The organism is Alcanivorax hongdengensis A-11-3 (assembly GCF_000300995.1).
GTDB lineage: Bacteria > Pseudomonadota > Gammaproteobacteria > Pseudomonadales > Alcanivoracaceae > Alcanivorax > Alcanivorax hongdengensis.
In genome coordinates this window covers 204,486-223,215 of record NZ_AMRJ01000003.1, presented here as the reverse complement: position 1 = coordinate 223,215, position 18,730 = coordinate 204,486, and the positions used below count along the sequence as shown (strand labels likewise).

Sequence of the window (18,730 nt, the reverse complement as noted above, 5' to 3'; positions counted from 1 at the left end):
AAAGAAATGACACAGAATTCTGAACACTACCTCTTGAGGCCCGTTATGCTTCTTTGTTTAGTTCTTCAGAGCCGCAGCCCAGCCTGAAAAGTGTAAAAAGCAAAAAAAGTGATAACCTTACGCCAGAAGTTCTTTCCGAAGCTGTGGCAAAAAGACCTATCGTCTTGTTGGGCGATGTTGGGGTTGGTAAAACATCTTTTATTAAAAACCTAATGTATAACAGTGCACATGAAGAATTCAAGAAAGCGCTGTATATCTACATTGATTTGGGGTCTAAGGCTTCGCTCACAGAAAACCTTCGTGTTTTCATTCTGAATGAGGTGGAGCGCCAGTTAATAGATAAATATGAGGTTGATCCTTATGAGAGCGGGATAATAAAAGGTGTTTATGCTGCGGATATTAGTCGGTTCTCGAGAGGTGTGTGGGGAAGGAAAAAGGAAACTGATCCCGATTTGTATGAAACAAAGCTTCTGGAAAAGATAGAGAGTTTATATGGTGAGAGAGATCAGCATTTAAAGCGAGTTATTGGTTATTATTCGAAAACATCCCAGAAGCAAGTAATAATATGTTTGGATAATGCAGATCAAAGGGACTTTGAAGTCCAGCAAGAGGCTTTTGTTATTGGTCAGGAGCTTGCCCAAGACTGGGAATCCATGGTTTTTATTTCTGTGCGGCCGCAAACTTTCTTTAGGTCCAAAAGGTCTGGAGCGCTTACAGCCTACCCGCATAAAGTATTCACGATTTCGCCTCCCCGTATTGATAAGGTAATTGAGAAGCGGCTTGGATTTGCTTTGAAAATGGCAGAGGGGAATGTTTCCAGTGAAGTTTATCGTGGTTTTGCGGTTAATGCAGAGAGCTTGGCTTTGTTTCTTAAAGCTCTTCTGTCTTCATTGAGGGGAAATTCTGAGCTTCTTGAGTTTCTTTCCAATATAACAGGAGGGAATATCAGGGCTGCCATTGAATTTGTTACCAATTTTATTGGTAGTCCGGGCGTTGATGCAGAAAAAATAATAGAAAAAATGGCTACAAAAGGAAGGTATCGAATTCCCCTTCATGAATTTACTAAGCAGGCTCTATTGGGCGAGTATTCGCATTATAGTTCAGATACATCAATGGCAATGAATTTATTCGATATTTCCAATTCTGATCCAAATGAGCATTTTTTGGCGCCTATAATATTGGCTTTTCTAGATTTGGATGGAAGGCATAGAGATAACGATGGGTTTTGCCTTACTAGTGAACTCTTTTCTGAGTTGCAGAATTCAGGTTTTACCGGAGATCAGATAGAGAGGTCACTAAGAAGGTCAACCAATAAAAAGCTTATAGAAACCTCGCAAAGGGTGACTTTTGAGGAGGATATAAATGGCGCTTTGATCGGTGAGATGCCTGATTCATTTAGAATAACTTCTTCGGGAGCCTATCATTTTCGTCGCTGGATGGGACAGTTTGCCTATTTGGATGCGATGGTATTCGATACTCCAATACTAAGTGCTGATGTGAGGGAAAGTATTAGCGAAGAGCTTGAGTCTCTTACCATTGATTCTAGATTTAAGAGAGCGTCTGTGTTTAAAAAATACCTTTTGGATAGATGGAAGAGATTTACACAAGCTCCAAGTTATTTAGATTTTGAGGCTGTTCTTGAAGAGTCTAATGCTACTTTTAAACGGGTAGAGCTTGCGGTAGAGCGAAATGAGGCAGATAAAAGTTAATCTTTTATTTCATGTTTTGCTTTTCACAAAAATGCCCTTGCTTCCAACGAAGATAAGGGCACTTTTTCAACTTTCAACTTTCAACTTTCAACTTAGCCCTTAATCGCCTTCTCCATAAACGGCGGCATCACCAGCGCGCCCTTGTGCATGGCCGCTGAATAATACTTCGTCTCAAAGCCCTTGCCGGTGGCGTCGGTTTCGCGGAACGCGGCCACGTCGGTGTTCTTGCCGGCCAGGGTGCAGCTCCACCAGCCGCTGGGGTAGACCGGCTGCGGGAAGGGCAGGGTCTGGGTGCTGCTGAAGCCCGCTTCGCGCATGTTCTTGTGAAGATCCTTGATGATGGTGTCGCTGTGCAGCAGCGGTGACTCTGACTGTTGCACGATGATGCCGCCATCGGCCAGGACGCGGTGGCAATCGCGGAAGAAGTCGGCCTTGAACAGGCCTTCCGCCGGGCCCACCGGGTCGGTGGAATCCACGATGATCACGTCCACGCTGCCGTCTTCACAGTTGCGCATGTATTGCACGCCGTCTTCGAACAGCAGTTCGGCACGGCTGTCGTTGTTGGATTCGCACAGCTCCGGGAAGTATTTCTCGGACAGGCGGGTGACCATCTCGTCGATGTCGATCTGGGTGGCCTTTTCCACGCCCGGGTGGCGCAGCACTTCGCGCAGGGTGCCGCAGTCGCCGCCGCCGATGATGATCACCCGTTTCGGGTTGGCGTGGCTGAACAGCACCGGGTGCGACATCATCTCGTGGTAGAGGAAGTTGTCGCGGGTGCTGAGCATGGTGGCGCCATCGATGGTCATCAGGTAGCCGAAGGTGTCGGTCTCCCACATTTCGATGTGCTGATACTCGGTCTGCACCTCTTCCAGCTTCTGTTTCAGGCGCAGGCCAAAGGCGGTGCCGGCGGTGTCGAAGTGCTCGTAAAACCAGTTGTCCTTGGAGGTGCTCATGGGCGATTCCGGTGGAAAATACAGGGGTGTTCGACGGGTGAACGATAGTCGCGATTGTAAGAGATGGGGGGCGTCTGTCAAAACAAGAAAAGGGGATGCGACAGACGGCGGCTGGCAGGCATAATGGCCCCTGTTGCGGGCTTGCCCGCGTGTTGCGTGCCAGTGTGATTCAGGACAGGTAATGACCGACAGAACCCCCGTACCCGCCAGCGAGATCTACAACGTGGACCGCTGGGGCGACAGCTACTTCCGCATCGACGACCAGGGCCGCCTGTGCGTGCGACCCAATGGGGAGCAGGGCGGGGAGGCCACGCTGGAGGCGGTGCTGGCAGCCTGCCGCAGTGCGGGGCTGCGTGCGCCGGTGCTGGCGCGCTTTTCCGGTATTCTGCGCCAGCGCGTGAAGCTGCTGGCCGGGGCCTTTCGTGAGGCCATTGACGGCCAGCAGTACCAGGGCCACTACACGCCGGTCTACCCGATCAAGGTCAACCAGCAGCGCCGGGTGGTGCACGAGATTTTGCGGGCCCGCGATGACGGCGAGCGTATTGGCCTGGAAGCCGGCTCCAAGCCGGAGTTGCTGGCGGTGCTGGCGCTCTCCCGGCCCGGTGACACCATCGTCTGCAATGGCTACAAGGATGCGGAATACCTGCGCCTGGCGCTGATGGGCGAGAAGCTCGGCTTCCATGTGCATATCGTGGTGGAGAAGATGTCCGAGCTGCCGGCGCTGCTGACCATTGCCGATGAGCTGGGCGTGGCGCCGCGCATTGGTCTGCGGGTGCGGCTGATGAGCATCAGCAAGGGCAACTGGCAGAACACCGGTGGCGAGAAATCCAAGTTCGGCCTCAGCGCGCCGCAGTTGATGCAGGCGCTGGAGCACTGCCGCCAGGCTGGCCGGCTTGATTGCGTCAAGCTGCTGCATTTCCATCTGGGCTCCCAGGTGGCCAACATCCAGGATATCAAGGCGGGCATGCGCGAGGCGGCCCGTTACTATGCCGAGATGCGCGCGCTGGGTGCGGCGGTGGAAACCGTGGACGTGGGCGGCGGTCTGGGCGTGGACTACGAGGGCACCCACTCGCGTTCCTACTGCTCCATGAACTACGGCGTGGCGGACTACGCCCGGCACATCGTGCAGACCCTGCAGGAGCAGTGTGCCCGCCACGGTCTGCCCGAGCCGCATATCATCTCCGAATCCGGTCGCGCGCTGACCGCCCACCATGCGGTGCTGCTGGTCAACATCACCGACCAGGAACAGATGGCACCGGTGACCGTGGAGGCGCCCGGCGCCGATGACGCCGACGAGCTGCATCAGCTGTGGCAGCTGCAAGCGGCGCTGGCCGGTGAGCCCGGTAACCTGCTGGAGCGTTTCCCGGAAGTGGTCAGTGCCTGGCAGGACATTCACCAACGCTATATTACCGGCGAGCTGGGGCTGGCCACCCGGGCCCGGGGCGAGCAGCTTTATATCAACTGTCTGCTGGCCCTGCGTGGGCGGCTCAATCCGCTGCGCAAGCAGCAGCGTGAATTGCTCGACCAACTCAATGAAACCCTGGCCGACAAGCTGTTCGTGAATTTTTCCGTGTTCCAGTCGGTGCCGGATGTGTGGGGCATCAACCAGGTGTTCCCGGTGTTGCCGCTGTCCGGTCTGGATCAGCCGGTGACCCGCCGTGCCGTGTTGCAGGATATTACCTGTGATTCGGACGGGCGCATCGATCAGTTCGTGGATGGCGAAGGGGTGGAGAGCTCCCTGCCGCTGCCGGATCAGCTCAATGGCCATCTGGGTATCTTCATGGTTGGTGCCTACCAGGAAATCCTGGGTGACATGCACAACCTGTTTGGCGATACCGATTCGGTGGATGTGGATGTGGATGCCGACGGCGCCCTGCGTCTGGACCATGCCATCCAGGGCGATACCGTCAGCTCGGTGCTGCGGTACGTGAACTATGACCCGGATCGCCTGCTGGAAGCGCTGGAACAGCACTGCCGCCAGGCCCACCTGGCGCAGGCCGAGCAGGACGGCTTTATCGAGCTGGTCCGCGAAGGCCTGGCAGGGTATACCTACCTGGAGTAGCCACAATCTTGCGCGAGGCCGCCTGCTGTCGATGGCAGCGCCGGCGGCCTTGCCAGCCCAACCTTTTTAAGCCAGCCAGGAGAAACACATGCGTCACGATCTCTGCGCCAGCAGTGACATTCCCCAGGGAAAGAGCAAGGCCATTCAGGCCGGTGACACCAAGCTGGTGGTTTACCACCTGAGCGACGGGTTTTATGCCACCCAGGCCCGTTGTACCCATATGTTTGCCTCGCTGGGCAAGGGCAAGATTATTGAGGACAAGTGTGTGCAATGTCCCCTGCATCGGGCCCGCTTCGATATCCGCACCGGTGAGGTCAGTGAGTGGGCCAACTTCCCGCCCGGCGTTCAGTTGCTGAATGTGGTGCGCGGCGAGAAGGCGTTGCAGACCTGGCCGGTCAGCGAAGAAGACGGCCGCCTGTTCGTGGAGTTGTAATGGCCGAGCCCACCCGGGAAGAACAGCAGGCCGCCCTGCAGCGGCTGGAAAAATTCAGCCGTTTCACCGACAGCAATATCGGTATTCCCTTCACCAAATTCCGCATCGGCGCGGAAGCCATTATCGGCCTGATTCCCGGTTTCGGGGATCTGGCCGGGCTGGTGCTGGCCAGCTATGTGCTGGTGGAGGCCCAGCGCGCCGGCGCCAGCGGCAAGGTCAAGCGGCGTATGGTGCGCAACATGCTGATCGACTTTTTCGGCGGGCTGTTGCCGGTGGTGGGCGATGCCTTTGATGCCATCTTCAAGGCCAACACCCGCAACACCGTGCTGCTGAAAACCTGGCTGGAAAAACAGCTGGACACCGAGCCGCCGGCGCCGCCTTTTCCCTGGGGCACCCTGCTGGGGCTGTCGTTGCTGTTTGGTGCCATTACCGCCGCCGTGGTGATCTGGTACTAGCAACCCGTCAATCAATGGGTGTCTTGTGGGAGCGTGCTTGCACGCGAATCCGGCCATTCGCGTGCAAGCACGCTCCCGCGACAAATCAATGTTGTCGGGCGGCTGGACCCCGGCAGGCTGCTAGTGCATCGCCTCGCTGAGCCGTTGCAGGTAATGGTTGGTGCAGGTTTGCAGCGGCTCCTCCAGAACATGGGTGCGCTCACGCATGCCTTGCAGCCACTGGCCCTGCTGGTCGCTGCCGTGCCATTGCTGGTAGCAGAACACCTGTAGCAGAAACTCCTGCACAAAGGCCGGCTTTTCCAGATCGCTTTCATTGGCCAGGGCAATGCGCGGGTAGCGCTGGTGCAGGCGCCGGGCGAAGGCGCCGGAATCCATGCCGATGGGTTGGCCGTTGTCGTCATGGACCGGTGTACTCAGGTGCCCGCAGCTGGGCGAGCGGGCCTTGAGCAGAAAGCCACTGAGGGGCGCGTCCAGCTCATCGGCCACCGCTTCCAGCGCGTCAGTGAAGTCGCGCTCCGGCTCCAGTACTCCGCGTACCCGTTTTCCCTCACCCATCTGCACTACCTGTATCGGTGGCCGGGGCACCGGCAGGCCAATGGCCACCTCCGGGCAAACCGGCATGAAACGCAGCAGGTCGCTGAGCCGGTTGGTGATCAGGTGGTTGAAGCGGTCGCCGCCATCATAACGGACCGGCTGCCCGAGCAGGCAGGCACTGACGCCCACCAGGGGTTTGTCCATCTCCCGGCGGGGCAGGGCGAAGCCCATTTTTTCCAGCAAATCCGTTAGCATGTAGAACCCTCAATGGAACAACGGACAAAGGTGACAGCCATGCAGGGAGTGTTTCTTGATGCCGACACGGTGAGGCCCGATGAGCTGGACCTGAGCGCCCTGAATGCGCTGTTGCCACACTGGCAGTGTTACCGCCATACCACGCCGGCGCAAACCGTGGAGCGGCTGGACGGTGCCGCCGTGGTGATTACCAACAAGGTGGTGCTGGATGCCGATGTGCTGGCCCGGGCGCCGGACCTGAAACTGATCTGTATCAGCGCCACCGGCACCAACAATGTGGATCTGGCTGTGGCCCGCGAACGCGGCATCACCGTCTGCAATGTGAGCGGCTATGCCGGTGCCACCGTGGTGCAACATACCCTCGCGCTGATGCTGTCCCTGGCCACCCGCTGGTATGAGTATGCCGCAGATGTGCGTGCCGGCGAATGGTCGCGCTCGCCGCAGTTCTGCCTGTTGAGTCACCCGGTCACCGAGCTGGCCGGCAAAACCCTGGGCATTATCGGCTATGGCAACCTGGGCCGGGGTGTCGCCCGGGTGGCCGAGGCGCTGGGCATGCGGGTGGTGGTGGCGCAATCGCTGCAGGGGGCGGCGGAGCAGCGTGGCCGGCTGCCATTGACGCACCTGCTGGCCGAGGCCGATGTGGTCAGCCTGCACTGCCCGCTGACCGCGCAGACCGAGCGGCTGGTGAATCGCTCCTTCCTGGCGCAGATGAAACCCGGAGCCCTGCTGATCAATACCGCCCGTGGCGGCCTGGTGGATGAACCGGCGCTGGCGGAGGCGCTCAGAAACGGGCACCTGGGCGGTGCCGGGCTGGATGTGCTGAGTGTGGAGCCGCCGCCGGCGGACCATGTGCTGCTGGCTGACGATCTGCCCAACCTGATCATCACGCCGCACAACGCCTGGATCAGCCGTGAATGTCGCCAGCGTCTGCTGGATGGTGTGGCCGACAATATTCGCCAGTGGCAGGCGGGCACCCCGGTGAATGTGGTGAATTGAGCCCGCGCTGGCGGGCGGATAGCCGCCGGTTGGCGATCATGGCGCTATCACCCCTTCTTTTTCAGGCGGTTGGCCAGCAGTTTGTCCATGCCGCGAAACAGCGGTTGCGGCAGGCGAGTGACCGGGCCCGGCACCGCCGCCAGCAGCACACTGCCGACTTTGCCCATGGGGCGGGCAATGCGCGCCGGGCGTTTCTCGCAGGCTTCCACCAGCCAGCCGGCGGCCTTTTTCACATCCATCATCGGCATGTATTTGTAGATGGCGGTCCGTGATGACATGGGCGTGCGCACCATGGGGAAGTAGACCACGGTGGTGGAGATGCCCTTGTGGCCCAGCTCCGCCTGCAGGGAACGGGTGAAGGATTCCAGCGCGCTCTTGCTGGCCAGGTAGGCCGAGAACAGCGGGATGGGAATCTGCGTGGACAGGCTGGAGACATTGACCACATGCCCGTGGCCCTGTTCAAGAAAGCGCGGTAGCAGTTTCAGGGTGATGGCCACGGCGCCGATATAGTTGAGCTGGGCGGTGCGCTCGAAGTCGTGCAGGCGATCCAGGGCGTCTTCAATGGGCCGGCGAATGGAGTGGGCGGCATTGTTGACCAGCGCATCGATGCGCGGGTGGTCGGCAAGAATCTGCGCCACGCAGGCGGCAATGGCATCGTTGTCACTCAGGTCGCAGGGGTAGATAAAGGCGCTGCCGCCTTCGGCCTGAATGGCTTGCTGCACGTCCCGCAACTGTTCCTCACGGCGCGCCACCAGGCACAGCCGGGCGCCACGGCGGGCGAACAGGCGGGCCGCTTCGGCGCCGATGCCGCTGGAGGAACCGGTGAGTACAATGGTCTGGCCCTTTAATTTCATGGTGTTCTCTTGTTTGTCGGTTGCAGAGTCCAGTGTGCCGCCGGCCTGCGAGGGCGCCAATATCCGGAGGAACGAAAATGTGGTTCCAGAGAACATTGACATTGTCTGCCAAACGCCGTGGTTGCCATCTGGTTACCCGTGAGGTGCTGGAAGGCCTGCCGGTGTTGGGTGAGGTGAAGGTCGGGTTGCTGCATCTTTTTATCCAGCATACCTCTGCCTCGCTGACCATCAATGAAAATGCCGACCCGGATGTGCGTGCTGATCTGGAGCGCCATCTCAACGTGATGGTGCCGGAGAACGCGCCCTATTATGCCCATACCCTGGAGGGGCCGGACGACATGCCGGCCCATATCAAGAGCGTCTTGATCGGGCCGTCACTGACCCTGCCGATCCACGATGGCCATCTGGCGCTGGGCACCTGGCAGGGCATTTATCTGTGCGAGCACCGCGACCATGGCGGGCAAAGACGCATCATGGCCACGATTCAGGGGGAAGGGGGGTAGCGCGTGCCGGGCAGTGATGGCGACCGCAGGTCATGGGCGAGGGAATCACCCGGCGTGCTGGTGATCCCCGACCGTTGCCAGTCAATGCCTTACTGGGAGATCCACTGCAGGAACTGCCGACGCTCTTCCGGGGTGGCCTGGTTCCACTGCGCCTTGAGGGTATCCAGGTAGCTGCCTGCTGCCGGGGCTGACTGGCTGGCGGCGGCGCCACCGGTGGCCGCTGCGGCAGCTGCCTGCGGGGCGACGCTGCTGCTGGTGGCCGTGTCGGCGGTTTCCACCGCTTCGCCGGTGATCGGCGCCAGGAAGCCGCGCTTGAGGATCAGGCCGGATTTCTCCGCCGCCACCTTGTCACCGGTGGCCAGGTTTTCGGTCCAGCCACTGAAGTTGTCTTCCATGGCCCGGGCTTCATCCACGTCCTGGGGTTTCTTGAAGCCCAGCTGGTAGGTCTCGCCGGCCTTGCCGTCGACAATGAAGTTGGCCGGGTTGGTCTTGATGATCTCGTGGTTGTCCGCGTCCAGCTGGAACAGTTCCTTGTAGTAGGCCAGGATTTCGTAGCGGCCCGGTGCCAGTTTGAGATCCTTGTGGCCGGTGGCGAAGAAGGTATTGGCACCATCCACCTGTTTGCCGTTGATGGTGAACACTTCCAGCTCGGTGGGCACGCGTACCGTCAGTAGCTGGCTATCGGCCTTGTCCGGGCCATCGTAGAGTTTTACCACCGGGCTGCGGGCGCAGGCGGCCAGGGTCAGGGCACAGAGAAAGAGAATCAGGGGGCGCATCAACGGCATGGTGTACTCCATTTTACTGGCCGACCAGTCTGGCGGCCCGTGGTGACAGAAATATGACAGTAAGCTAATGGCTTGCTAGAAACCCCAGGTTTCCAGCTTGGCCGGTGGCATCTGTTTTTCCAGGGCGCTCAGGCCCCGGGCGCAGCGCACGATCCACCAGACGGCAATAATCACCAGCAACACCCAGCCCACCAGGGCCACGGTGGTGATGCCGGCAATCAGGTTGTAAAGCACGCCAATCCAGAAGGTGCGGTACTGGAAGCGGTAATGCTCCCGGTAGGGCGAGATGGCCTGCCCGGCGTTGACGTGGGCAATGATGGCGCCGATCAGGGCGGTCAGGCCGCCGGTGATCAGACCCACCAGGTGCAGGACATACACAATGCGTACCAGATTGGCCTGGCTGCTGTTGCCGCTATTCATTGGGCCACCTTCCTCAAGCTGGACTCATCGGCATGGGGCGCGGCCAGGGCATCGCAGCTGCGCGTGCAGTCATCCAGGGTTTCGAATGGCACGCTGCCCTTGCAGCCGCCCCAGATGAAGCTTTTGCAGGTGCCGGTATCTTCGTCGTAGTAGTAACGCTGAAAAGCGGCCCGGCACATGCCGGATTCCGGCTTCTGGTAGCAGGCGTCGGGCAGCTCGTCCGGGGCACTCTGGCAGGCGGCCAGCAGGGCGGTCAGTGCCAGGGCCGCGGCCGTGATCAGGGAAGATCGCATGCATCCAATCCTTGTGACGTGTGCAAAGACGTGGCGGGCGCTGGTCGGTTTCTGCAACGCCCGGTACAGAGAGCTACTTTAACGCTCCCTTGTATGTTCGTCAGCCCACCTGTCTCGCCATGCCTTTATACGAGTGAGACTGTCTTGCTGGGTAAGCCTGCTTATTGTTGCGGGCGACAGTGCTTGTCGTCCCGGGGCAGGGTGTCGTTGCGCAGACGGATCACGGTCTTCTGCAACAGCAGGTTGTTGGGCAGGGAGTAGCGGTGGCCCAGCTCGTCCTGCACGGTGATGAAGATCAGGCCCATGTGACGAATCTGCCCGGTGACGGTGTTGTCGCCATCCAGCAGGCGAATACGGTCCCCTACCCGATAGGGCACGCTGAAGAACAGGATGATGGCGGCGGTGGTGTTGCTGAGCATGGACCAGCTGGCGAACAGGGCCACGCCCAGCAGGGCCAGCAGCGAAGTGGCAAATACCATGATGCCGTCGCCATTAAGCCCCCAGAGAATGCCCAGCAACAGCAGGCTCATCACCACGGCGGCGCTGTTGATCACCACGGCGGTCTGGAAGATGCGCGCCCGGCTGTAGCCACGTCGGGTGCCCAGGCGTCGGGTGGCGCCGCGCAGCAACGAGGACAGGCCCCAGCAGAGCAGAATCACTGCCAGGGTCAGCAGCCATTTGGTCAGGATCGGGTTCATGGTGGATTAACCGTGCTTGCCGGAGACAAAGGGGTTGTTGGCCCGTTCGTGGCCAATGGTGGACATGGGGCCATGGCCGGGGATGAAGGCCACCTCGTCATCCAGTGTCAGCAACTTGTCCTGGATGGCCTGGATCAGGGTATCGAAATCGCCCTTGGGGAAATCCGTGCGGCCGATGGAGCCGTTGAACAGCACATCACCCACCACCACCAGTTTGGCTTGTGGTTGATAGAACACCACATGGCCGGGGGTGTGGCCCGGGCAGTGACGCACTTCGAATACGGTATCGCCGACGGTGACGCTGTCGCCGTCTTCCAGCCAGCGGTTGGGGGTGAACGGGCGTGACGGCGCAAAGCCCATCATCTGTGCCTGCTGGGGCAGCATGTCGATCCAGAACTGGTCGTCCCGGTGCGGCCCCTCGATGGGCAGTGACAGTTGCTCGGCGAGCTCCGCCACGGCGCCCACATGGTCCAGGTGGGCGTGGGTGACGAGGATCTTTTCCGGCGTGCCACCGACCTGCTTGAGCGCTTCCAGAATCTTGTCCAGGTCGCCGCCGGGATCAACGATGGCGACCTTGTCGGTAGTGTCGCACTTGAGGAAGGAACAGTTCTGCTGGAACGGCGTAACCGGGAGGATGGCGTACTTCATGGTTCTCGGTGCGGGTCGAAAATGTGCCCGCAGTATAGCCGCAAAGCCGGCCCGGATTCATGCCTGATATGCGCATGGCCGGGCCGCATGGGTCAGCGTCTCTCCAGCTCCACCGGCAGGCCGTCCTTGGGCATGGCCAGCGGCACCAGTTGCACCGGCATTTCGTAGCCGGCCTTCACCTTCACCCGGTAGCGTTTGAGAAAGTGAAACAGGAAGGTCTTGGTCTGCAGCTCGGCAAAATTCAAGCCCAGACACTTGTGGTGGCCGCCACCGAACGGCACCCACTGATAGAAGTGCTTCTTGTGCTCGGCACGTTCATCGCTGAAGCGCTCCGGGTCAAAGGTGTGCGGCTGGCTCCAGTACTCCTCCATGTAGTGGGTAAAGAGGGTGGAGACATTGACCAGGGTGTTTTTGGGCAGGGTATAACCCTGCCAGGTCACGTCCTTGACGGTGCGGCGAGGGAAGGTGGTCAGTGGGGGTCGCATGCGCAGGGTTTCGCGGAATACCCAGCCGGTTTTTTCCAGCTTGCCCAGATCGTCATAATCCAGGGCGTCCTTCCCCAGTGAGGCCATTTCCTCGGCCAGCGTCTCCTGCCACTCGGTATGCCGGGCCAGCATGTAGATGATCGAGCACAGCGTACTGGTGGTGGTGTCGTGGGCGGCGAACAGCAGGAAGATCATGTGGTTCATCACGTCCCGGTCGGTGAGCCCGCCTTCCTCGTCGGCGGCCTTGCACAGTTCGCTGAAGAAGTCCGGTGTGTCGCTGGCCCGTTTCTGCGGAATCAGGTCGGTGACAAATTTTTCCAGGTAGCGCCGGCCGGCCATGCCCCGGTGCCAGAGTGTGCCGGGGATCGGCAGGCGCAGTACCGCCAGGGACGCATCGGTGGTATCGATAAAGGACTGGTTGACCTTGTCCGCTTCCGGGCCCATATCCAGCCCGAAGAAAATCTGGGCGCCCACATCCAGCAGCAGGCTTTTGATGTGGTCAAAGAAGCTCAGGGTCTCGCCGGTTTGCCAGGGCTGAATCTGGTCGGCGATATGCTGGTTCATGCGGTCCAGGTAGCTGGCCAGGGCCGGCTTCTTGAAGGCCTGCTGCATGATGCGCCGGTGGAACTTGTGGTCGGCGAAGTCGCGCAGCATGAGACCGTCGGTGAACAGTTTTTCCAGGATCGGATTCCAGGCGGCCCGGCTGGAGAACACATGGTCGGTATCGCGCAGCACGAATTCGTTGGCATCGGGCCCGAGCAGCGTCACGCCGCGCTGAAACAGCACCGACCCCTTGAACACCAGGCCATACTTGCTGGCCTGTTCGGTGACCAGCTGGTGATAATCCTTGAGGAAGGGGATGGTGTGGCCCAGCAGGGGCCAGCCGTAATCACCCGGAATCCCCTCAAGGCGACGTTGCGGCATGCGAGGCAGTTGGGTGGCCTCCTGCTGGGCGGTTTCCATGCTGCTCATGGCAGACTCTCCCGATAAACATTATGTATATCCTGTAATCTACGCCGCCCACCCGGGCCTGCCCAGAGGCCTGTCTGCAACGGTCAATCGGTGCTGTGCTGGCCAGCCTCACGGTGCTGGCGTGCTATGATTCAGGCAGTGAAAGGAGAGTGTCTTTATGTCCAAACCCGCGGCCCGTTTCGAGCCCCTGGCCCTGGCGGTCCTGACCGTCAGTGACACCCGTACCCCGGAAACCGATACCTCCGGGGATCTGCTGGTGGAGCGTCTGCAGGCTGCCGGCCACCACCTGCAGGCCCGCCAGATCGTCAGGGATGATATTTATCAGCTGCGTCGGGTGGTATCCGACTGGATTGCCGACGAGCGCATCCAGGGGATTCTGACCACCGGCGGCACCGGCTTTTCCGGCCGGGATTCCACACCGGAAGCCCTGGGGGTGCTGTTCGACAAGCATATCGAGGGCTTTGGTGAACTGTTTCGCCAGGTCAGCGTGGCCGACATCGGCTCGTCCACCATTCAGTCCCGGTGTCTGGCGGGGCTGGCCAATGGCACGGTGATCTTCTGCCTGCCCGGGTCCAACAATGCCTGCGCCACCGGCTGGGATCGCATCATCGTCGAGCAGCTGGATGCCCGCCATCGGCCCTGCAACTTCGTCGCCCAGGTGCGTCGCTGATGCCCGCCGGAGATATTCCCGCCCGTTTGATGCCGGTGTCCGAGGCGCTGTCGCGGTTGCTGGACAGTGCCAGCCCGTTTCGCGCCGTCCGCGATCTGCCGTTGAGTGAATGCCGTGGTCAGTACCTGGCCCACGACGTGGTCTCACGGGTGGATGTACCGGCCTTCGACAATGCCGCCGTGGACGGTGTGGCCCTGCGCTTTGCCGACCTGGATGAACCGGGTCTGACACTGCCGATGCCGCTGCGCATTGCCGCCGGCGACCCGCCGGCCACCCTGATGCCCGGTCAGGTGGCGCGTATCTTCACCGGCGCGCCGGTGCCCGCCGGCGCCGATACCGTGCTGATGCAGGAAGACTGCGAACTGGCGGATGGCCGCGTGCGCCTGCCGGGCCGGGACCGGGTGAGTGCCGGCCAGAATATTCGCCCGGCCGGCCAGGATGCCGGCCAGGGTCAGGTGGTGATGGAGCGGGGCCAGCGGCTGACGCCCCAGGCGCTGGGGCTGATTGCCTCGGTGGGCTGCGCCACGGTCACGGTCAACGCGCCCCGCGTGCTGATTCTCACCAGTGGTGACGAAATCCAGGCGCCGGACGAGACTCCGTTGCCGGGCAAGATCTTCGACAGCAACGGCCCCCTGCTTGAGCAGTTGCTACGCCAGAGTGGCTTCCCGGATTGCCGCCGTGAGCACCTGCCCGATGATCCCGCCATGATCGAGAACACCCTCACCCGGGTTCTCACCGACCCGCAGCAACGCCCGGATGTGATCATCTCCACCGGTGGCGTGTCCGTGGGTGAAGAAGACCACCTGCGGGCGGTGCTGGAAAAACAGGGGCGGCTGGATTTCTGGCGGCTGGCGATCAAGCCGGGCAAACCGTTCACCTACGGTCACGTGGACGGCATTCCCCTGTTCGGCCTGCCGGGCAACCCGTCGGCGGTACTGGTTTGCTACCTGATGCTGGTACTGCCGACCCTGCGTCGTTGCTGTGGCGCTGCCAGCGTGCTGCCGGCACCGCTGTCACTGCCCGCCGACTTCGCCATACCCCGCCCCGGCAAACGCCAGGAATACCTGCGCGTGCGTTGCGTGAATCAGGGGGGGCAGCTATCTCTGGAAAAACACCCCAACCAGAGTTCCGGCATGCTCAGCTCCGCGGTCTGGGCCGATGGCCTGGCGGTGGTGCCGGTGGGGGCGACGGTGATAGCGGGCGATCGCCTGGATTATTTCTCCTTTGCCCATCTGTTGAACTGAATGGTCCTGCAACACATCGCTATCCGCAGCCGCTATAATGCGCACTCTTTTACATAGCGAGAATGGCGACATGAGTCTGGAATCCGAACTGCTGGCCCGAGCCGATTCACAATGCGAACTGTGCGGCGCCGGCCAGGCGCTGTCGGTCTACGCGGTGCCCCCGGAGGCCGACGGCAGTGCCGCCAGCTGTGCCCTGCTGTGCGAAACCTGCATCACGCAGCTGGAGACGCCGGGCAGTGAGGATATCAACCACTGGCGCTGCCTCAATGACAGCATGTGGAGCCCGCAACCGGCGGTGCAGGTGCTGGCCTGGCGCATGCTAACCCGACTGCGGGCGGAAGGCTGGCCCCAGGAGCTGCTGGATATGCTTTACCTGGAAGACGACGTGTTGGCCTGGGCGCAGGCCACCGGGGAAGGGCAGGCAGAGGACGACGCTGTTGCCCATCGCGACAGTAACGGCGCCGTGCTGGCCGCCGGTGACACCGTCACCCTGATCAAAGATCTCAATGTCAAAGGCGCCAACTTCACCGCCAAGCGCGGAACCGCCGTGCGCAATATCGCCCTGGTGCCGGACAACCCGGAGCAGATCGAAGGCCGGGTGGAAGGCCAGCGTATTGTCATTCTCACCCAGTTCGTGAAGAAAAGCGGATGAGCGGCAGTCTGGTTCTTGGTGGCATCCGCTCCGGCAAAAGCTCCCTGGCCGAACGGCTTGTCAGTCAGCAGCCGGCGCCGGTGGTCTATGTGGCCACGGCGACGGCGGAAGACGGGGAAATGAGCGACCGCATTCGCCGTCATCGGCGCCGCCGCCCGCCCAGCTGGGGGCTGGTGGAGGAGCCGGTGGCGCTGGGCGCGTTACTGGCGCGGCAGGCGCTGCTGGACCCGGTGCCCTGTGTGCTGATCGATTGCATGAGCCTGTGGGTCAGTAACCTGCTGCATGCCGGGGATACCGCCTTCGTGCGCGAGCGGGACAGTTTTCTGGCGGCGCTGGAGCGTTACCCCGGCCGGGTGGTGGTGGTCAGCAATGAAGTGGGGCTGGGGATTATCGGCATGGACCCGCTGACCCGCCGTTTTGGTGATGAGCTGGGCTGGCTCAACCAGTCGCTGGCGCGCCGTTGTGAGCAGGTGGTGTTGTCCGTGGCCGGTTTGCCCCAGGTGCTCAAGGGCCCGCCACTCTAACAGGGTGTTGAAAAAGCCTGCCAAGCCTTCGTCACAGCAACAAGGCCGCGGCCAGTAACGAAGCCATTTCCACACCTTCCACCAGGGCGCCGGCGGTGTCACCGGTAAAACCGCCCAGCCGCTGGCGCATCAGTGCCGCCCCGCCGGCCAGTAGCAGAACGCTTACCAGCGCCATCAACAGTTGCCCGCAGACCAGCGCCAGCAGCAACCCGGCCAGCCCGGCCAGCAGGGTGGCGCGCCGCGGCAGATGCCGGGCGGCGTCGCCGGCCAGGCCGTTATCCCGCTGATAGGGCAGTATCACAAAGAGCGCGGCGCAGGCACTGCGCCCCAGTACCGGTGCCAGCAACAGGCTCAGCCACTGCCCGCTGGCCAGCAGGGTGGCCAGCGCCGCCACCTTGCCCAGCAACACCAGCACCAGCGCCACCACGCCGGCCGGGCCACAGGCCGGGTCTTTCATGATCTGCAGGGTACGCTGGCGGTCGCCATAACCGCCCAGCCAGGCATCGGCGCTATCCGCCAGGCCATCCAGATGCAGGGCGCCGGTCAGCCCGACCCAGGCGATCACCAGCAACGCGGCCAGCGGCCATGCCGGGGCGCTGTGCAGGGCCGCGGCCAGGGTGGCCAGCAAGGCGCCGATCAACAGACCCACCAGCGGGTAGCAGGGCACGGCGAGGCCCTGGTCGCGCGGTTGTACCGGCGTGTGCACGCTCACCGGCAGCCGGGTCAGCAAGGCCAGGGCCAGTTTCAGCGGTTCGCTATTCATGGTTCGTGATCAAGGGGGCCGTGGTGAATCAGGCTGCTCAGCAGGCCGTATTCACTGTGGTCCAGTCGCACCCGGGAGCGACTGGCGTAGGGCACCTGAAAACCGGCCATGGCGCGGCCCGGTGTCAGCCCCAGGACATGGGCCAGCACCATGCGGATCACACCGCCATGGCAGACCAGCAGCACACGCTGACCCTGCAGGGCCAGGCTCCACTGTTGCCAGGCATCGCCGATGCGTTGATGGAAGGCCTGCACGGTTTCCGCGTTGGGTGGCGGGTGGTTTTCCGCATCGCGCCAGAAGCGGGCCTGGTGGTTGCCAAAGCGATCGCTGACCTGTTCGCGGGTCAGCCCTTCCCAGTCACCGAAACTGATTTCCTTGAAGGCCGGCGCCACGGTTACCGGCCGCTGCAGGCGCTCGCCCAGCGTCTCAGCGAATTGCCGACAGCGCAACAGGGGCGAGGTGAGGATGGCATCCCACTGGTCCCTGTCGCGAATGGCCGCGCGCATCTGCTGCCAGCCCCGTTCGCTGAGCGGGTCATCCTTGTGGCCCCGGTACATGGGCCCGCCGGCGGGTTCGCCGTGGCGTATCAGATCAAACACCGTGGTCGTCATGGTGAGTTACTCGCTGGCGCCACTGACGCCGGCATCGGCGAAGGTGGCCATCTGGTTATGCAGGGCACAGGCGCTGCGTAGCAACGGAGCCGCCACCGCCGCACCGCTGCCTTCGCCCAGGCGCATATGCAGGGCCAGCAGCGGGCGCGCGTCCAGGGCGGTGAGTACCGCCATATGGCCGGGCTCCAGGGAATGGTGGGCAAACAGCAGCCAGTCATGCAGCTCCGGGCGCAGGCGCACTGCGGCCAGTGCCGCCACCGAGACGATAAAGCCATCCACCAGCACCGGGATGCCGCGAACGGCGCAGCCGATGAAGGCGCCGGCCAGGGCGGCGATTTCGAAACCGCCCAGTGAACCCAGTACTGCCAGTGGCTCACGGTCCTGGCCGTGGCGTTGCAGGGCCTGTTCGATCACCGCGATCTTGTGGGCTACGCCATCCGCATCCAGGCCGGTGCCCGGGCCGGTCAGTGCCGTGGGGGGCTGCTCCAGCAGGGCGCAGGCCATGGCGCTGGCGCTGGTGGTATTGCCGATGCCCATTTCGCCGCCGATAAACAAGCGGCTGCCGGCCTCGGCGGCGCGGGCTGCGGCCCGGTCACCGGTGGCCAGCGCCGCCTGCAACTGAGGCGACGTCATGGCCGGCTGGCGGGCCAGGTTGGCGGTGCCGGGTGCAATCGCCGCGTCGATCACGCCGTCGCTGAGCGGCGCTGGGGTAACGGTGCCCAGGTTGATCACTTCCAGCCCGGCCTGCAGCTGGCGGGCCAGGACACTGATGGCGGCGCCGCCGGCGGCGAAGTTGGCAATCATCTGGCCGGTGACGGCCTGGGGAAAGGCGGAAATACCTTCGTCGCACACGCCATGGTCGGCGGCAAACACGGCAATGCGGATCGGGTCCACGTCGGGGCTGTCGCTGTGTTGCAGCGCGGCCAGGGTAACCGCCACGGATTCCAGCTGCCCCAGTGAGCCGGGGGGTTTGGTCAGTAGTACCTGGCGGGCCAGGGCACGTTGCCGGTGGGGCTGGCTGGGTGGGCGAATGGGCTGTTGCCAGGCTGGGTCGGTCACGAGGACTCCGGGTGGGGGCGGCTTGCAAGACGGCAAATGCTCCGGTGCACGGTCTGACCTGTCAAGTTGGCGGCGCCTGCTTGAGCAATTTTCAACGCCGGTTGAGATTGCTTCATAAAGCGCGAATCCGTTTGCGTCCTGATCAGGCAGTT

General features: G+C 61.8%; 22 protein-coding genes. 10 read left to right on the top strand and 12 right to left on the bottom strand.

Going from position 1 to position 18,730, the window contains the following annotated elements:
* Positions 1–53: 53 nt before the first annotated feature.
* Positions 54–1,709 (top strand): P-loop NTPase family protein, encoded by a 1,656-nt coding sequence (locus A11A3_RS04225; RefSeq protein WP_157375306.1) that lies wholly within the window; start codon positions 54–56, stop codon positions 1,707–1,709.
* A 92-nt stretch (positions 1,710–1,801) separates the two neighbouring features.
* Here A11A3_RS04225 and speE read toward each other — a convergent pair whose 3' ends face one another.
* Positions 1,802–2,662 carry a polyamine aminopropyltransferase gene (gene speE / locus A11A3_RS04220; protein WP_008928027.1) on the bottom strand — a complete coding sequence of 287 codons (861 nt, stop codon included), beginning with the start codon at positions 2,660–2,662 and terminating at the stop codon, positions 1,802–1,804.
* A gap of 181 nt (positions 2,663–2,843) precedes the next feature.
* Here speE and speA point away from each other — a divergent pair, with 181 nt between their 5' ends.
* The 3 genes from speA (at position 2,844) to A11A3_RS04205 (ending at position 5,612) form a co-directional block, all read left to right on the top strand.
* Positions 2,844–4,724: a biosynthetic arginine decarboxylase gene (gene speA, locus A11A3_RS04215; RefSeq protein WP_008928026.1), complete on the top strand. Its 1,881-nt coding sequence runs from the start codon at positions 2,844–2,846 to the stop codon at positions 4,722–4,724.
* Between the two features lie 88 nt (positions 4,725–4,812).
* A complete protein-coding gene (locus A11A3_RS04210) occupies positions 4,813–5,157 on the top strand; it encodes a Rieske (2Fe-2S) protein (protein WP_008928025.1) in 345 nt (114 codons plus the stop codon).
* A complete protein-coding gene (locus A11A3_RS04205) occupies positions 5,157–5,612 on the top strand; it encodes a DUF4112 domain-containing protein (RefSeq protein WP_008928024.1) in 456 nt (151 codons plus the stop codon). Before A11A3_RS04210 ends, A11A3_RS04205 begins: the two co-directional genes overlap by 1 nt.
* A gap of 120 nt (positions 5,613–5,732) precedes the next feature.
* Here A11A3_RS04205 and A11A3_RS04200 read toward each other — a convergent pair whose 3' ends face one another.
* Entirely contained in the window at positions 5,733–6,401 is a 669-nt protein-coding gene (locus A11A3_RS04200) for a 2-thiouracil desulfurase family protein (RefSeq protein ID WP_008928023.1), read from the bottom strand.
* A 39-nt stretch (positions 6,402–6,440) separates the two neighbouring features.
* On the opposite strand from A11A3_RS04200, the gene A11A3_RS04195 reads away from it, so the two are divergent.
* A complete protein-coding gene (locus A11A3_RS04195) occupies positions 6,441–7,397 on the top strand; it encodes a 2-hydroxyacid dehydrogenase (RefSeq protein WP_008928022.1) in 957 nt (318 codons plus the stop codon).
* A 47-nt stretch (positions 7,398–7,444) separates the two neighbouring features.
* On the opposite strand, the gene A11A3_RS04190 is transcribed toward A11A3_RS04195, so the two are convergent.
* Entirely contained in the window at positions 7,445–8,251 is an 807-nt protein-coding gene (locus A11A3_RS04190; protein ID WP_008928021.1) for an SDR family NAD(P)-dependent oxidoreductase, read from the bottom strand.
* A gap of 77 nt (positions 8,252–8,328) precedes the next feature.
* Here A11A3_RS04190 and A11A3_RS04185 point away from each other — a divergent pair, with 77 nt between their 5' ends.
* Entirely contained in the window at positions 8,329–8,754 is a 426-nt protein-coding gene (locus A11A3_RS04185) for a secondary thiamine-phosphate synthase enzyme YjbQ (RefSeq protein WP_008928020.1), read from the top strand.
* 89 nt (positions 8,755–8,843) lie between these two features.
* Here A11A3_RS04185 and A11A3_RS04180 read toward each other — a convergent pair whose 3' ends face one another.
* The 6 genes from A11A3_RS04180 to A11A3_RS04155 all read right to left on the bottom strand — a co-directional run bounded on the left by A11A3_RS04180 (position 8,844) and on the right by A11A3_RS04155 (position 13,055).
* Entirely contained in the window at positions 8,844–9,539 is a 696-nt protein-coding gene (locus A11A3_RS04180; RefSeq protein WP_008928019.1) for a DUF2057 domain-containing protein, read from the bottom strand.
* A 75-nt stretch (positions 9,540–9,614) separates the two neighbouring features.
* On the bottom strand, positions 9,615–9,959 hold the full coding sequence (locus A11A3_RS04175; protein WP_008928018.1) for a DUF4870 family protein: 345 nt from the start codon (positions 9,957–9,959) through the stop codon (positions 9,615–9,617).
* On the bottom strand, positions 9,956–10,252 hold the full coding sequence (locus A11A3_RS04170) for a BPTI/Kunitz domain-containing protein (protein WP_008928017.1): 297 nt from the start codon (positions 10,250–10,252) through the stop codon (positions 9,956–9,958). Before A11A3_RS04170 ends, A11A3_RS04175 begins: the two co-directional genes overlap by 4 nt.
* A 161-nt stretch (positions 10,253–10,413) precedes the next feature.
* Positions 10,414–10,950, bottom strand: coding sequence for a mechanosensitive ion channel family protein (locus tag A11A3_RS04165; RefSeq protein ID WP_008928016.1), 537 nt, complete (start codon positions 10,948–10,950; stop codon positions 10,414–10,416).
* A gap of 6 nt (positions 10,951–10,956) precedes the next feature.
* Complete coding sequence (locus tag A11A3_RS04160) at positions 10,957–11,598, bottom strand: MBL fold metallo-hydrolase (RefSeq protein WP_008928015.1); 642 nt, start codon at positions 11,596–11,598, stop codon at positions 10,957–10,959.
* 92 nt (positions 11,599–11,690) lie between these two features.
* On the bottom strand, positions 11,691–13,055 hold the full coding sequence (locus tag A11A3_RS04155; protein WP_008928014.1) for a cytochrome P450: 1,365 nt from the start codon (positions 13,053–13,055) through the stop codon (positions 11,691–11,693).
* A gap of 157 nt (positions 13,056–13,212) precedes the next feature.
* Between A11A3_RS04155 and moaB the strand changes: the two genes are divergently transcribed.
* From moaB to cobU, 4 genes are all read left to right on the top strand, one after another.
* A complete protein-coding gene (moaB, locus tag A11A3_RS04150; protein ID WP_008928013.1) occupies positions 13,213–13,725 on the top strand; it encodes a molybdenum cofactor biosynthesis protein B in 513 nt (170 codons plus the stop codon).
* Positions 13,725–14,969 (top strand): molybdopterin molybdotransferase MoeA, encoded by a 1,245-nt coding sequence (locus tag A11A3_RS04145; RefSeq protein ID WP_008928012.1) that lies wholly within the window; start codon positions 13,725–13,727, stop codon positions 14,967–14,969. Before moaB ends, A11A3_RS04145 begins: the two co-directional genes overlap by 1 nt.
* A 70-nt stretch (positions 14,970–15,039) precedes the next feature.
* Complete coding sequence (locus A11A3_RS04140) at positions 15,040–15,621, top strand: PhnA domain-containing protein (RefSeq protein ID WP_008928011.1); 582 nt, start codon at positions 15,040–15,042, stop codon at positions 15,619–15,621.
* The gene (gene cobU, locus A11A3_RS04135) at positions 15,618–16,145 is read left to right on the top strand and encodes a bifunctional adenosylcobinamide kinase/adenosylcobinamide-phosphate guanylyltransferase (protein ID WP_008928010.1); all 528 of its coding nucleotides are present in this window, start codon (positions 15,618–15,620) and stop codon (positions 16,143–16,145) included. Before A11A3_RS04140 ends, cobU begins: the two co-directional genes overlap by 4 nt.
* A 31-nt stretch (positions 16,146–16,176) precedes the next feature.
* Here the strand turns inward: cobU and A11A3_RS04130 are convergent, their stop codons facing one another.
* The 3 genes from A11A3_RS04130 to cobT are packed head-to-tail and all read right to left on the bottom strand — an operon-like array spanning position 16,177 to position 18,578.
* Entirely contained in the window at positions 16,177–16,908 is a 732-nt protein-coding gene (locus tag A11A3_RS04130) for an adenosylcobinamide-GDP ribazoletransferase (protein ID WP_008928009.1), read from the bottom strand.
* The gene (locus A11A3_RS04125) at positions 16,905–17,519 is read right to left on the bottom strand and encodes a histidine phosphatase family protein (protein ID WP_008928008.1); all 615 of its coding nucleotides are present in this window, start codon (positions 17,517–17,519) and stop codon (positions 16,905–16,907) included. Before A11A3_RS04125 ends, A11A3_RS04130 begins: the two co-directional genes overlap by 4 nt.
* 6 nt (positions 17,520–17,525) lie before the next feature.
* A complete protein-coding gene (cobT, locus tag A11A3_RS04120; protein WP_008928007.1) occupies positions 17,526–18,578 on the bottom strand; it encodes a nicotinate-nucleotide--dimethylbenzimidazole phosphoribosyltransferase in 1,053 nt (350 codons plus the stop codon).
* Positions 18,579–18,730 lie beyond the last annotated feature (152 nt).